Here is a 13,210-nt window from a genome sequence, read left to right on the forward strand (position 1 = left end):
TTGTTAATCTATTTTCCTTTTTACGAACCAATTGTCTGTCAAAGATAAACTTAATCTAAAATTAAAATAATTTTCTTGTATTAAATTATTTTCAGTGGTTCCTCTTTTACCAAACTCAAACCCAACATTTACTGTAGATAATTGTTTCAGTGGTATACCTAGACCAAAAGACATGCCAAAGTCATTTATCTCTGTAAAATTTGAATTATTCCCTGAACCATCAACCAATAAACCAGTATTTTTATAGCTAACTCCTGCTCTATAGGTTACTCTGTTCCAATAACTTGAAATAGAATTAATTTTAGGCAAATAAAAACCTCCTAAAGATAACCTGTTAGAATTACCATATCTATATGCACCTGTAGTATTTGCTAATAAACCAGAAGTAGTAATTGCATCTTGATTTTCATACTCTAAACCTGCATACCATTTATCTAATTCTCCTACACCAATACCAATTGTAGTATTAATTGGTAATTTAAAACTACCATCAATGGCTGTTATTTTATCACCATTTTGATCTGCAAGAGTATCTCTAATAAACTCACCACCTGTATTAGTAAGTGTTAAACTATAGATTAAACTCTCTCCTGTAACATCTATGTCATTACCTAATTTAACACTAGCACCTGCATTTAAAATTAAATTATTTTTTAATTTATGTTCATATTGTGCACCCAACTTAACAGACAATCCTTTAATTTCTGTATCCTCTTTATATTTTGTAGCTAATGATACATTTGCAATTTGATTGGTAATACTATTTTCAATATTTCCAAAATTGTAATCACCTTCAATACCTAGAGATAAACCTTTATAAATTTTAATACCAAAAGCTGCATGAAATCTATTTACACCACCATTTCCTTCAAACAAAGAAATTTCTGTAGTATTACCATCTGCATCTACAGTACTATTAGATAAAGAATATCCAACAGAAGAAATTGGTTGTAGTCCAAAAGAAAAACCTGCTGTTTTACCTATTGGAAAAGCTAAAGCTATATAAGACAAACTTGTAGAAGTACTACTTTGTTTAACATCTCCACTTTTTATTGTTAAATCGTTGTTTAACAATCCAAATCCGTAAGTTGTGTACCTTAAATTAGCATAAGCCGCAGGATTTGTAAAGTTTAAATATTTGTAATGGCTAAAAGCAACACCAATACCCCCCATTGAGCTTTGCTCTACTGTAGTAGCACTAAACTCATCTCCAATACCAAAATAAGAATATGGGGAAGAACTTGTTCTTTGTCCCATAAAAGTCAAAGAAGTAAAAAGTAAAACAATTATTACAATGTTTCTAATCATTTGTTTTTGTTAAAAATCAATATTTCATTTAATCCTTCTAGGAGAAAATTTTGATTGGCAAATATGCTACTTTTTAATTGTTTTGACAAGAAATTTGTGTCGCCACCTGTTAAAACGACTGTTAAATGTAAATATTTCTTTTTGTATTGTTGTATTACGCCCTCAATTTCTTGAATTACACCATTTACAACACCAGAATTAATACTTTCTTTTGTACTATTTCCAATAAAATTATCAGGTATATTTGTCTCTAACAAGGGTAACTTTGCTGTAAGTTGATGTAAAGATTTATATCTCATCTGTATTCCTGGAGAGATTGCACCTCCTAAATATTCATTTTCTTTGTTTACAAAATCGAAAGTAATACATGTTCCTGCATCAATAATTAAGATATTTTGTACTGGATATTTTATCACTGCACCAAAAACCAACGCAATTCTATCTACACCTAAAGTTTCTGGAGTTCTATATAAATTCTTAAAAGGTGTTTTTATTGCTGATGAAATTAACGTTAACGAAACTAATTCTTGGAGTTTTTCTGTCTTTTTTAATGAGATTGATGATACTGAAGACATAATTGCTTCATCAATTTGAAATTTTTTTAATATTTTTTTTACTTCGGATATAATCCTATTTTTATTAAAAACGAGCAATTCAATAACTTTATCATGCTCAAAAACAGCTACTTTTACTCGAGTGTTACCAATATCAATAATCAGATTCATTTTTGTTTTTTATATAAATTCAAAAATACAATAGATTTTTTTCATTTTTTTGTAGGAGATGTAAAAAAACATATTATATTTGCATCCGCTAAGGCAATGGTACCTTAGCTCAGTTGGTAGAGCAAAGGACTGAAAATCCTTGTGTCCCTGGTTCGATTCCTGGAGGTACCACTTAAAAACCCAAACTTATGTTTGGGTTTTTTTTATGTTTAAAATTTAATTTAAAATATCTTTTACAATTTTTAAATGATGATTTGTATGAATCTTTAAAAACTGCAAAGCTTGCTTTTTATTCAATTGTTTAAAAATTGGATGCACAAAATATTTATTGTTTTCTATATTTTCAAGTAACTTTAAATTTATTTTCACTAATTCTATCTGATCTACTAAATCTTTCTTTAAAATAGATTCTGGAGGCAATACTCTTTTAGGAGCTTGCACCTTACCTCTTGGAAAAATACCTAATGCAAAAGTTATAACCCTAGAAAAACTGAATGTTTTTTTATAAGCTTTAGGATCTGAATTAATTAAAAACTCTGAAACACTATTTACAACTTTTAACGAATGGTCTAAGTGCCAACCAACATTAGCTTTAGAAATCTTTGAATTTTCTTTATCAAAATGAATCAGGTAATCTTCTATTAGCTTCAATTCTTTATGCATAATTTATTCTAATTATATTATTTTAAATATAAGAAAAAATCCAGCTAAAAGCTGGATTTTAATAAAAAGACTATTGCATTTTTTGAAGATTCACTAACTCCAAATTAGTTAATTCTCTCCATCTACCTCTTGGTAAATTTTTCTTAGTTAATTCAGCAAAAATTACTCTATCTAGTTTATTTACTTTGTAACCTACGTGTTCAAATATTTTACGAACAATTCTGTTTCTACCAGAATGAATTTCTATACCAATTTCTGTTTTTGGTTCTCCATTTACATAAGAAACAGCATCAATAAAAACTTTTCTCCCCTCAATAATTACTTCTCCCCTAAGTTTCTCTAAATCTTTTAATTCTAATTTTCTATCTAAAGAAGCATGATAAAGTTTGCGAACATTGTGTTTAGGATGGGTTAACTTTTTGGCTAAATCACCATCATTAGTAAATAACAATAAACCTGTTGTATTCCTATCTAATCTACCTACAGGATAAATTCTTTCTTTAGAAGCATTTGCAATCAACTCCATTACTGTTTTACGACCACGATCGTCATCCATAGTAGTAATGTAATTCTTTGGCTTATTTAGTAAAATATATTTCTTTTGTTCTGGCGAAATTGCAGTACCATCAAAACGAACAACATCATTTGGTTGTACTTTGTAACCCATTTCTGTTACTAGTTTTCCATTTACCTCTACACTACCATGTTCTATATATGTATCTGCTTCTCTACGTGAACAAATACCAGAATTTGCAATGTATTTATTAAGACGAACCCCAGAAGTTTCATCAGATTTTTGAGTAGGTTTTATTTTTTTGTACTCTTTTTTAGCACTTTTTCTGTTTAGAGGAGTACTTTTTTTTCCCTCTTGTCGTCTTCGCGACGAGTTTTTATTTGAATTCATTTTTTAAAATTTTTGCAAAGGTAAATAAAGAATATCTCGAAACCTAAAATCCTAATAATAAAGCTAAAACCAATTTTATTACTTTGGTTTAAATATAAAATTGAAAAGATAAAGGTTAATTCAATTTATCTATCACTTTTTCAATAATTAAAGAAGTATCAATAAATACCAAACAAAAAACACCTACAAGAAGTAATAATTTTAAAATGTTGTGTAAAAATCTATATTGACTTCTTTTAGTTGATTTTAAAAGATAAAAACCCACAAAAATTAAAGTTATTAAAGCAAAATAAAAATAATATTTCATATAACTCAATTCAGGATAACTAAACAAAATTACAACAGGAAAAATAGTTAAAAAGAGAAGTGCAAAACATAGTTTTTTCGTAATCTTCTCTCCATAAGAAACCGTAAAAGTTTTATAATTATTTGCAATTGCACCTGTTAAATTCTCTAATTCTTTAATTAATTCTCTGAGCATAATTACTAAAAACAAGAAAACAGCGTGCACAAAAATAATTTTTGAGAAATTTTTATAATACACAAAAATGGCAAAAAAAGGTAAAATTGTAAGTATTGTTGCTGCTAACAACCCTCTAAAAGGATGTTTCTTTAAATTGTGAGAATAAAACCAAATGGCAAAAATATAAATTGCAAAAAATAAAGCGGCTTTCCAAGAAACTAAAAAACCAAATACAAAACCTATAAAGTTTAAAGTAAAATAAAGTGATAATTTAGTTTCTTGTTTAATATAATTATCTAAACCAGCTTTTACAGGTCTATTAATTCTATCTACTTGACTGTCATAAAAATTGTTGATGATATAACCAGAAGCAACTACACAAACTGTAGCAATGACTATATAAAATAGATGTAAATCAAAAAAAACAGAGGTAGCTGACTCTTGAGATGAAAATATAAAAATAGATGCTAAGTATTGAGCAAAAATCAATACTAAAATATTATAACCTCTTACAACTGATAATAAGCTGAATATTTTTTTAAAAAAAGTTTTTGTTTTTGAAGCACTCATAAATGCTTTTTTAGAATCTATATACCAATTCTAATTTATAATTTTCTAAACTTTTTTGTGCTTTTTCATAATCTTGAGTAAATCCTAAAATATAACCTCCACCACCAGAACCACAAAGTTTTAAATAATAATCATTTGTGCTAATCCCTTTTGCCCATACTTTATGAAAAGCATCAGGAATCATTGGTTTAAAGTTTTTAAGCACAACTTTAGACAAGCTTTTAACATTGCTAAACAAAGATTTTACATTTCCTTGTAAAAAATCTTCTATACAAGCATCTGTATGTATTGAAAATTCTTCGCTTAACATTTTTCTAAAACCTTCGTTTTTCATCTTATTCATAAAAATGTTAACCATTGGTTCAGTTTCTCCTGCTTGCTCAGAATCTAATAGAAAAACAGCCCCTTTTCCTTCTTTTTGAGACGGAATACCTGCTGGCTCTATATTTTCTTTAGAATTTATTAAAATTGGTAAGCTTAAATAAGAATTTAAAGGATCTAAACCAGAACTGTTTCCGTGAAAAAAAGATTCCATTAAAGAAAAAACAGCTTTCAATTTTAGTAGTTTTTCTCTGGTTAAATTCTCTAAAACTGTAATTTTATCATTTGCATATTTATCATAAATAGAAGCAACTAAAGCACCAGAACTACCTACTCCATAGCCTTGTGGAATGGAAGAGTCAAAATACATTCCGTTTTCTAAATCTGATTTAAATTCATTTACATTAAATGTAACTAAATCTGATTTTAAATTAGAAATATAATCGTAATATTTATATAAGTTTTGATTAGAAGTTTTAGAAATACCTTCTAAATTTTCTGAAGTTTTTAAAGCACCTCTATAGGTATTGTAAGGAATTGCTAAACCTTTAGAATCTTTTATAATTCCATATTCTCCAAAAAGTAGAATTTTAGCATAAAATAAGGGTCCTTTCATTTCTTTTTCAATTAAAGTACAAAAATACGAATTAATATCTAAAAGTAAGATTATCAATCATTTTTGTAGAAAAATTTCCAAATCCCCACTTTTTCTCCATCTTTATATCTTCCCTTAGATTTTATTTTTCCGTTTTTATAATACGTTTTCCAATTGCCGTCTTTTGTTCCGTTTTTATACTTTCCATCTACTTTTAAGTTTCCAGAAGCATAATATTCATTAAATTTTCCATCCAATTTACCATCAACAAAATAAGTTTTTCTGTAAACGGTTTTGCTTTTATAAAAATATGAAACACTACCATCTCTTTTATTTCCTATTTTGTAATAAACAGCTTTTGCCTGACTTGTAACTTTTAAGTTTTTATCTAACCAAACCGTTTCTTGAACTGTAAAAGATGATGTTAAAAAAATAACTATGAATCCTAAAATTAAAGTTGAACCTCTCATAATACGTTATGTTTTTACTACTTCAATTTTAGATCATTTTTGCTCCAAAACCAACAGCATCACAAATATAATGATTTTTCTGACAGAATTTAGAAAGCTCATTTTCAATAAATTGATTCACGTTTTCTTTTTCTTTAAAAGGATATAAAACATGTACGTTTGCACCAGCATCTAGTGTAAAACAAATATTACTGTTTTGTTCTTTTCGATATTCCCAAATTTTATTGATAATTTCTAAAGTATTGGGTTTCATCAGAATAAAATACGGATTGCTGGTCAACATCATAGCATGCAATGTTAAAGCTTCACTTTCTACTAAATTGATAAACTCTTTTAGGTTTCCTTCTTGAAGTATTTTAGACATCTTACCCAAATTTTCATTGGCTTGTACAAAACGAATTTCTGCATAAGGATGATTGTGCATTAAGTTATGCCCAACTGTACTTGACACTTGTTTTTCGCCTTTATCTACCAATAAAATGGCATCTTGATAATTCTCAAAAATCGGATGTACTTGATATGGGAATTGCACTCCAAATAAATCTGAACTTCCTTCAATTTCTGGATGTTTTCCCCAAACAACTAAAGGGCCTTCTATACTTCTACTTGCAGATCCAGAACCTAACCTTGCTAAAAAAGATGCTTTTTTGTTGATATATTCCTCAGACAATCCTGAAATAATTTTACTTTCTAAACTTAATAAACATCTTGCAATAGCACTTAAACCGCTTGCAGAAGAAGCTATTCCACTTGAATGCGGAAAAGAATTCTCTGAATTAATTGTCATTTTATAATCAAAAATATAAGGACAATATTCTTGAATTCTTTTAAAGAATTCTGCAATTTTTGGTTTAAATTCTTCTTTTTCTTTGCCCTCGAAAAACAAATCAAAAATAACACGTCTGTCTTTGGTCAGTTTTCGTTCAAATTCTATTGTAGTTATAGTATGACAATTGTTTAGCGTAAAACTAATGGATGCATTTTTTGGTATTTGCGGATTGCTTTTTCCCCAATATTTTACCAAAGCAATGTTGCTTGGCGTTTGCCAAGTATAACTGGTTTTGTCAATAAATTTTAAATCTGATTTTACTAAAAATTGATCTGTATTCAAGGTCTGAAAATTTATGACAAAGATAAAGTTTCAACTACACTTCTGCTAATTTTTGCAAAACGCTTTCTTTATAACTCCTACTTATGGGCAGGGCTTTTTTATCAATTTCAATAAATTCGTTGGTGTAAGATGTAATTTTATCTATAGAAACAATATAAGATCTATGAATTCTAATAAATGATTTACCCTCTAATTTTTGCTCTAAATTAGAAATGGTTTCTCTGGTTATAATACTCTTTTTTGATGTAAATATTTTTACATAATCGCTTAAACTTTCGATATATAAAATGGATTCAAAATCAATTTTCACCATTTTTCTGTCTGCTCTTACAAACATAAAATGGTTATTGTTTTTTGAATCTTTTATAGGATTTACTTTCTCTACAGCTGCCAAAAAACGATCATAAGAAATGGGTTTTAACAAATAATCTGCCGCCATTAAATCGAAACCATCTACAGCATAATCTCTATAAGCTGTTGTAAAAATAATTTGTGCTTTTTTATTTATGATTTTTGCCAAGCTCAAACCAGATATTTCTGGCATATTAATGTCTAAAAAATACACATCAACTTGGTTATCTTGCATAAAAACCAAGGCTTCTGAAGCATTTTTACAACTTTTTATTAATTGTAAATTAGCAGTTTTTTCTATGTAAGAAGCTAAGATTTCTCTTGCCATTGGTTCATCATCAACAATAACACATCGCATTTTATGCTTCATTTTTTATGGGTATTTTTAAATCGATGGTAAACAAATTTTCATCCTCAGAAATTTTTAAAAAACCATCTTCACCATACAACATGTCAAATCTTTTTTTAATGTTTTGCAAACCAATTCCTTTTTTTGAATGGACTTTTTGTTTGGCTGAATTTTCGACATTAAAACATATAAATTTATCATCAACCTGTAAACTAATATTCACTTTTAATCTACCATCAATTTGCGATCCATGTTTAAATGCATTTTCTACAAATGGTAATAATAACATAGGTGGTATCTGCAATGCATCATCAAAATTATCTTTAATAATAGCAATCTCTACACTATCTTGAAATCTACTTTTTTCTAGCATTATGTAATCTTCTATATGATTGATTTCATCCTTTAAAAATACAAAAGGTTTTTCTACTTGATATAAAATATAATCTAACAAACTCGATAATTTTAAAATCATTTCTGGAGCTTGATCCGATTTTTTTAAAGCAAAACCATACAAGGTATTTAATGTATTGAACAAAAAATGTGGGTGAATTTGCATCTTTAAAAACCTCAACTCTTGTTCTTTTAGTTCGAGTTGCGTTTGAAGAAATCTGTTTTCTAAGGCTTTTTTTTCTTCAATAGATTGATAATTGTGTTTTAGAATTTTAAATCCGCCTGCAAGTGCAATAATGAGCAAGCTACAAACTATAATTACTCCTGAATTTTTAGTTAACCCTGGCATTTTCTGAAACTCTAAATTGTAGAAAAACACAAAGCCAAAAACCACTGTCATTAATACTGCACAGGCTATAAAAACAAGTGCATAAAAAACATATAACACAAATGATTTATATTTTTTTGTGAGCAAAAAATCTGGAATTAATTGATAAACAACCACATAAGACGCAGCTATGGTAATGACGCTTAAAATTGTAGAAAACCAAAAAATAAAATTTTTATTCTCTGAACCCACACTAAAAAACACAAAGAAAAAGAACCAAACCACCAACCAAAACAACAGGTGTAAAGGAATCTTTTTTAACGTTCGGTTTATGTGATGCTTCATCTTACAAAGTAACTATTATTAATTTCTATACACTTTAAATATAGATGAATTTTAGTTTTAAACCCCTATTCTACCAAATTAATGCTGTTTTTGAATCTCTATAGAATTTCTGCTAAATCCTTTTAAAAATCGGTTACTGGTCGCATTATTAAATATTGCTTAGCTTTAACAAATACTTTAGCAACATAATTTAAAAAACTTTATTATGAATTTTATTATGGATGGTGGACCAATTTTTATGGTTCCTTTATTAACTTTAATGATTGTTATTATTATTTTATTTGCAAAAGGATTAAAAAATAACACAGAAAAAACTCACAAACTCATTAATTCTTTAGCATTATTTTCCTTCGTATTTGGAGTTTTAGGTTTTGTAATTGGTATGTTAGGAGCTCTAGACGATATATCTCACGCAAATAATATTGCACCTCAAGTTTTAGCTGGTGGATTTAAAATCGGCTTACTTTCCCCTACTTTTGGAATGGTGATTTTTTTAATAGGAAAATTGTTTACTATTATTTTGACTTCGATGAAAAAGTAAAATCAATTTATTCTTTTCATTAAAAAGCATCATTTCTAAAATTTAGAAATGATGCTTTTTTGTTTGTATTTTTGCTTCTGATGAAACAAAAAAAAGTCTTTTTACTTTTAAATGGTGAAACTCCAAAAATACTTCCAGAATTTTCTGATTACGAGATGATTTGTGCAACAGATGGCGCTTATCAATTTTTAGAAAAGAACAATATTAAACCCAATTTTATTAGTGGCGATTTTGATTCTTTAGAAAACCTACCAAAAGATATTGAAGTTATTCACACGCCAAATCAAGATTTTACAGATTTTGATAAAATCCTTCAAATCTTATTTGATAAAGGTTTTTTTTTGATAGATGTTTATGGCGCAAGCGGCAAAGAACAAGATCATTTCTTAGGCAATTTAAACACTGCAATTCAATGGAAAAAGAAATTAAAATTAACTTTCTTCGATAATCATAGTCGTTATTTTTTAGCTGATAAAAACACCAGTATTTCCAATTGTATAAACAAAACCATTTCTTTAATCCCTTTTCCTAAAGCAACAAATATTATAACGGAAGGTTTACAATATCAATTAAATAACGAAGATTTAATTTTTGGCAAAAGAATTGGCACAAGAAATAAAGCAATCAAAAACGATATACAAATTACCTTTAAAAATGGAGAATTATTCATTTTTATCAATCATTTATAAAATAAATTATGAATAGAAAAATAAAATTATTATGGGATTTTAGAGGTCCTGATGCAAAAGAAACTGCGAAACATCATACTATTCATTTAAAAGAATTTGCAACGATTGAAAATTTAGCTTTTCATGAAATTGATATTCAAGAAAAAAATGAAATGTTATTTTCTGCTTTTATTACAGTTGATGAACAAGACATGAAAATTTATAGAGATGCATTAAAACCTCATCGTGGAGAAATTGGATAAAATAAAACTATTTTAAAATTCCGTTAAAACAACACAACTTAAAATAAAATTAAGGCTTAATCATTTTTAATTTTAATTGAGATTTACTGCAATCACAAAACCTATTTTTGTTTGAAACTAAAATTTAAAGAGTTATTTTAGCTCGATAAATTTAGCAAATAAACAAGCTTTAAATACTAGTAAATTACACAAAACAAAAAAGTGTAATCCTAAAAAATTAAACGACTATCCTAAAACAATTAAAATGCAATCAAAACTTAGTAAAACTAATTTTCCTAAAATTGTATGTTTATCATTCTTAATATTGTTTCTTGTTTTGGCTGGATGTTCCTCCAAACAAACCAATCAAGAATACAAGTACACCTCACAAGTATATCAAACTTCTTATGCTGGTGATAATCTAAAATTAATAAATACCAACAATCTTAAGACAACTGATAAAGAAATAAAAAAAGTAACTTTAGAATTACTTCCTAATAAAGAATTTCAAAAATATTATGGTTTTGGAGCTTCATTTACAGAATCTTCTGCATGGAATTTAGCTGCAATTCCTGTTAATCTTCGTAAAGAGGTACTTACCAAAATGTTTAGTCCAACAGAAGGTGCTGGCTTTTCTTTAACTAGAACTCATATAAACAGTAGCGATTATTCTAACACTCATTACACTTACATAGAAGAAGGTGATGAAGATTTATCAACATTTAGTTTAAACGAAGATTTAAAAGGATTTTCTGGAGATGAAAACAAACAAGTTAATAACATTGAGTTAGTTGATGCTACTTACGATCTTATTCCTATGATTTTAGAAGCTTCTAAAATTCCTGGAGCAGATTTTAAAATAATTGCATCTCCATGGAGCCCTCCTTCTTGGATGAAATCTGGTGAAACAAGTACAATGACAAATGGTAGTTTATTACCTAAATACTATCCTGTTTGGGCAAAATATTTATCAAAATATGTAAGTGCATATAAGGAAAAAGGAATTAATATTTGGGCGATTACCCCACAGAATGAACCACTTCATTATCATGATGCAAGATGGGACAGTAATGGTTTTACACCAGAACAAGGTCGTGATTTTTTAAAAGATCATTTAGGGCCACAACTAGTCAAAGATGGTCTTCTTAATACAGACGATTTAAACGCTGGTCTTAAAGTGTTAATTTACGATCATAATAAATCTGTAATGAATGATTACGTAAATCCAACATATTCTGATCCTGAAGCTGCAAAATATGCTTGGGGAACAGGATTTCATTGGTACGCAAATTCTGAATTAAATGAAAATAATTTTTATGCTGAAGAACTAGATAAATTACAGAAAAATTGGCCTCAAAAAGCTATGATTCATACAGAGTCTAGTATAGATATTGATGAAAAAGAACCAGTTAATCAGTATTTTAGAGAAAGTACAGATTATGCAGGTACTTTTGTTCCTTTTGAAACGTATGCTTATGATATTATTACCGATTTAAATCATGGTACACAAGGATATGTAGAATGGTGTAGTATTTTAAGCCATAAAGGTCAACCAAATCCTTATGATAATTTTAATAGTGCTCCGATTTTAATAAACCCAGAAACGGATGAAGTAATTTATACGCCTTTGTATTATTTATTAAGTCACTTTAGTAAATTTATTCGTCCAGATGCTGTAAGAATTGACTTAAATGGAAATACAACAGATGGATTAATTTATACGGCTGCAAAAAATACAGATGGTTCTATTGCAATTGTGGTTTTCAATAATAATGATGAAGAAACTGAATTATCTTTTAAAATTGAGGATGAAACATACATTTTTACAATAACAAAAAAAGCGATGCAAACTATTGAATTAAAAAAGAAGCCAAGTGCAAAATAAATCTATTCTTGTTCTATATTAAATGAAAATCGATTAAATTCCTGCCTTTTAGTATTATGTAAACCGCTTTAAGGTTAATAATTTATTTTCGTTTATTAAAATTGTTTTTTCAGCACTAACCTTACTAGACTTCATATCAATGAATATATCACATAAAATATAAGTAGTTTATCCGATTATATTTTGCATAAAAATAAATGCAGTAAAAAATAAAATTGTTTTCTTCTTTTGTTTGATATTAATTCTTAAATGTATGGAAATTTAAGTAGATTGCTCCTTTAAATATTTCAATTTTAAATGAAAAACGTAGTAATTACTGGTACAAGTAGAGGGATTGGTTTTGAATTAGCAAAGTTATTTGCAAATAACAACCATAATGTGTTAGCACTTTCTAGAAATACAAAACCTTTAGAAACAGAAAACCATAAAAATATTAAAGTACTTTCTGTTGATATTTCTAACAGTACTGATTTAGAAAAAGTTTCTAATTTTATTAAAAACAACTGGAAACAAGTTGATATTTTAATTAATAACGCAGGTAAATTAATCAATAAACCTTTTACAGAATTAACTTCGGAAGATTTTTTAGAAGTCTATAAAGTGAACGTTTTTGGAGTTGCAGAAATCACTAAAAATTTAATTCCATTTTTACAAAAAGGAAGCCATGTTGTTACCATAAGTTCTATGGGCGGAATTCAAGGAAGCATGAAATTTCCAGGTTTAGCTGCTTATTCATCCGCTAAAGGAGCTGTTATCACTTTATCAGAATTATTAGCAGAAGAATACAAAGAACAACAAATTGCTTTTAATGTTTTGGCTTTAGGTGCTGTACAAACTGAAATGTTAGCAGAAGCATTTCCTGATTATAAAGCACCACTTTCTGCTACAGAAATGGCTAATTATATTTTTGATTTCTCTTTAACAGGAAATCAATTTTATAATGGTAAAGTATTACAAGTTTCTAACTCAACACCATAA

The 13,210-nt window shown here is 27.8% G+C and carries 15 protein-coding genes and 1 tRNA gene; 6 read left to right on the forward strand and 10 right to left on the reverse strand.

All coding sequences use genetic code 11. From position 1 onward, the window contains the following. Nucleotides 1–3: 3 nt before the first annotated feature. Nucleotides 4–1,308: a hypothetical protein gene (locus tag ACJJVK_RS01835; RefSeq protein WP_215993008.1), complete on the reverse strand. Its 1,305-nt coding sequence runs from the start codon at nucleotides 1,306–1,308 to the stop codon at nucleotides 4–6. Then, complete coding sequence (locus tag ACJJVK_RS01840) at nucleotides 1,305–2,033, reverse strand: type III pantothenate kinase (protein WP_215993007.1); 729 nt, start codon at nucleotides 2,031–2,033, stop codon at nucleotides 1,305–1,307. The genes ACJJVK_RS01835 and ACJJVK_RS01840 overlap by 4 nt, the downstream gene beginning before the upstream one ends. Before the next feature lie 98 nt (nucleotides 2,034–2,131). Here ACJJVK_RS01840 and ACJJVK_RS01845 point away from each other — a divergent pair. After that, nucleotides 2,132–2,204, forward strand: a tRNA-Phe gene (locus ACJJVK_RS01845). Between the two features lie 45 nt (nucleotides 2,205–2,249). Here the strand turns inward: ACJJVK_RS01845 and ACJJVK_RS01850 are convergent. The 8 genes from ACJJVK_RS01850 to ACJJVK_RS01885 form a co-directional block, all read right to left on the reverse strand. Beyond that, nucleotides 2,250–2,696, reverse strand: a complete 447-nt coding sequence (locus tag ACJJVK_RS01850; protein WP_405562562.1) for a DUF1569 domain-containing protein — start codon at nucleotides 2,694–2,696, stop codon at nucleotides 2,250–2,252. 70 nt (nucleotides 2,697–2,766) lie between these two features. Further along, on the reverse strand, nucleotides 2,767–3,600 hold the full coding sequence (locus ACJJVK_RS01855; protein WP_405562564.1) for a pseudouridine synthase: 834 nt from the start codon (nucleotides 3,598–3,600) through the stop codon (nucleotides 2,767–2,769). Between the two features lie 115 nt (nucleotides 3,601–3,715). Beyond that, on the reverse strand, nucleotides 3,716–4,633 hold the full coding sequence (locus ACJJVK_RS01860) for a geranylgeranylglycerol-phosphate geranylgeranyltransferase (protein ID WP_405562566.1): 918 nt from the start codon (nucleotides 4,631–4,633) through the stop codon (nucleotides 3,716–3,718). Between the two features lie 10 nt (nucleotides 4,634–4,643). Beyond that, nucleotides 4,644–5,570: a mevalonate kinase gene (locus ACJJVK_RS01865; RefSeq protein WP_215993003.1), complete on the reverse strand. Its 927-nt coding sequence runs from the start codon at nucleotides 5,568–5,570 to the stop codon at nucleotides 4,644–4,646. Nucleotides 5,571–5,623: 53 nt separating this feature from the next. Next, nucleotides 5,624–6,019, reverse strand: a complete 396-nt coding sequence (locus ACJJVK_RS01870; RefSeq protein WP_405562568.1) for a toxin-antitoxin system YwqK family antitoxin — start codon at nucleotides 6,017–6,019, stop codon at nucleotides 5,624–5,626. A 28-nt stretch (nucleotides 6,020–6,047) separates the two neighbouring features. After that, on the reverse strand, nucleotides 6,048–7,130 hold the full coding sequence (locus ACJJVK_RS01875) for a diphosphomevalonate/mevalonate 3,5-bisphosphate decarboxylase family protein (RefSeq protein WP_405562570.1): 1,083 nt from the start codon (nucleotides 7,128–7,130) through the stop codon (nucleotides 6,048–6,050). Between the two features lie 34 nt (nucleotides 7,131–7,164). Continuing rightward, nucleotides 7,165–7,851: a LytR/AlgR family response regulator transcription factor gene (locus tag ACJJVK_RS01880; RefSeq protein WP_405562573.1), complete on the reverse strand. Its 687-nt coding sequence runs from the start codon at nucleotides 7,849–7,851 to the stop codon at nucleotides 7,165–7,167. Next, complete coding sequence (locus ACJJVK_RS01885) at nucleotides 7,841–8,896, reverse strand: sensor histidine kinase (RefSeq protein ID WP_405562576.1); 1,056 nt, start codon at nucleotides 8,894–8,896, stop codon at nucleotides 7,841–7,843. Before ACJJVK_RS01885 ends, ACJJVK_RS01880 begins: the two co-directional genes overlap by 11 nt. Before the next feature lie 205 nt (nucleotides 8,897–9,101). Between ACJJVK_RS01885 and ACJJVK_RS01890 the strand changes: the two genes are divergently transcribed. The 5 genes from ACJJVK_RS01890 (at nucleotide 9,102) to ACJJVK_RS01910 (ending at nucleotide 13,210) form a co-directional block, all read left to right on the forward strand. Further along, nucleotides 9,102–9,437 carry a MotA/TolQ/ExbB proton channel family protein gene (locus ACJJVK_RS01890; protein WP_215992999.1) on the forward strand — a complete coding sequence of 112 codons (336 nt, stop codon included), beginning with the start codon at nucleotides 9,102–9,104 and terminating at the stop codon, nucleotides 9,435–9,437. Between the two features lie 80 nt (nucleotides 9,438–9,517). After that, nucleotides 9,518–10,126 carry a thiamine diphosphokinase gene (locus tag ACJJVK_RS01895; protein WP_405562579.1) on the forward strand — a complete coding sequence of 203 codons (609 nt, stop codon included), beginning with the start codon at nucleotides 9,518–9,520 and terminating at the stop codon, nucleotides 10,124–10,126. Nucleotides 10,127–10,134: 8 nt separating this feature from the next. Then, complete coding sequence (locus ACJJVK_RS01900) at nucleotides 10,135–10,368, forward strand: hypothetical protein (protein ID WP_405562582.1); 234 nt, start codon at nucleotides 10,135–10,137, stop codon at nucleotides 10,366–10,368. Between the two features lie 244 nt (nucleotides 10,369–10,612). Continuing rightward, on the forward strand, nucleotides 10,613–12,232 hold the full coding sequence (locus tag ACJJVK_RS01905) for a glycoside hydrolase family 30 protein (RefSeq protein WP_405562585.1): 1,620 nt from the start codon (nucleotides 10,613–10,615) through the stop codon (nucleotides 12,230–12,232). Nucleotides 12,233–12,529: 297 nt separating this feature from the next. Next, the gene (locus ACJJVK_RS01910) at nucleotides 12,530–13,210 is read left to right on the forward strand and encodes an SDR family oxidoreductase (RefSeq protein ID WP_215992995.1); all 681 of its coding nucleotides are present in this window, start codon (nucleotides 12,530–12,532) and stop codon (nucleotides 13,208–13,210) included.

The organism is Polaribacter sp. Asnod6-C07, assembly GCF_045063625.1.
Taxonomy (GTDB): domain Bacteria; phylum Bacteroidota; class Bacteroidia; order Flavobacteriales; family Flavobacteriaceae; genus Polaribacter; species Polaribacter vadi_A.

What these genes read in the sequence shown, in the direction of transcription:
- ACJJVK_RS01900 (WP_405562582.1), top strand. Translation starts at nt 10,135, where the DNA reads ATGAATAGAAAAATAAAATTATTATGGGATTTTAGAGGTCCTGATGCA.
- ACJJVK_RS01855 (WP_405562564.1), bottom strand. Translation starts at nt 3,600, where the DNA reads ATGAATTCAAATAAAAACTCGTCGCGAAGACGACAAGAGGGAAAAAAA.
- ACJJVK_RS01910 (WP_215992995.1), top strand. Translation starts at nt 12,530, where the DNA reads ATGAAAAACGTAGTAATTACTGGTACAAGTAGAGGGATTGGTTTTGAA.
- ACJJVK_RS01885 (WP_405562576.1), bottom strand. Translation starts at nt 8,896, where the DNA reads ATGAAGCATCACATAAACCGAACGTTAAAAAAGATTCCTTTACACCTG.
- ACJJVK_RS01890 (WP_215992999.1), top strand. Translation starts at nt 9,102, where the DNA reads ATGAATTTTATTATGGATGGTGGACCAATTTTTATGGTTCCTTTATTA.
- ACJJVK_RS01865 (WP_215993003.1), bottom strand. Translation starts at nt 5,570, where the DNA reads ATGAAAGGACCCTTATTTTATGCTAAAATTCTACTTTTTGGAGAATAT.
- ACJJVK_RS01870 (WP_405562568.1), bottom strand. Translation starts at nt 6,019, where the DNA reads ATGAGAGGTTCAACTTTAATTTTAGGATTCATAGTTATTTTTTTAACA.
- ACJJVK_RS01835 (WP_215993008.1), bottom strand. Translation starts at nt 1,308, where the DNA reads ATGATTAGAAACATTGTAATAATTGTTTTACTTTTTACTTCTTTGACT.
- ACJJVK_RS01850 (WP_405562562.1), bottom strand. Translation starts at nt 2,696, where the DNA reads ATGCATAAAGAATTGAAGCTAATAGAAGATTACCTGATTCATTTTGAT.
- ACJJVK_RS01905 (WP_405562585.1), top strand. Translation starts at nt 10,613, where the DNA reads ATGCAATCAAAACTTAGTAAAACTAATTTTCCTAAAATTGTATGTTTA.
- ACJJVK_RS01860 (WP_405562566.1), bottom strand. Translation starts at nt 4,633, where the DNA reads ATGAGTGCTTCAAAAACAAAAACTTTTTTTAAAAAAATATTCAGCTTA.
- ACJJVK_RS01895 (WP_405562579.1), top strand. Translation starts at nt 9,518, where the DNA reads ATGAAACAAAAAAAAGTCTTTTTACTTTTAAATGGTGAAACTCCAAAA.
- ACJJVK_RS01840 (WP_215993007.1), bottom strand. Translation starts at nt 2,033, where the DNA reads ATGAATCTGATTATTGATATTGGTAACACTCGAGTAAAAGTAGCTGTT.
- ACJJVK_RS01880 (WP_405562573.1), bottom strand. Translation starts at nt 7,851, where the DNA reads ATGAAGCATAAAATGCGATGTGTTATTGTTGATGATGAACCAATGGCA.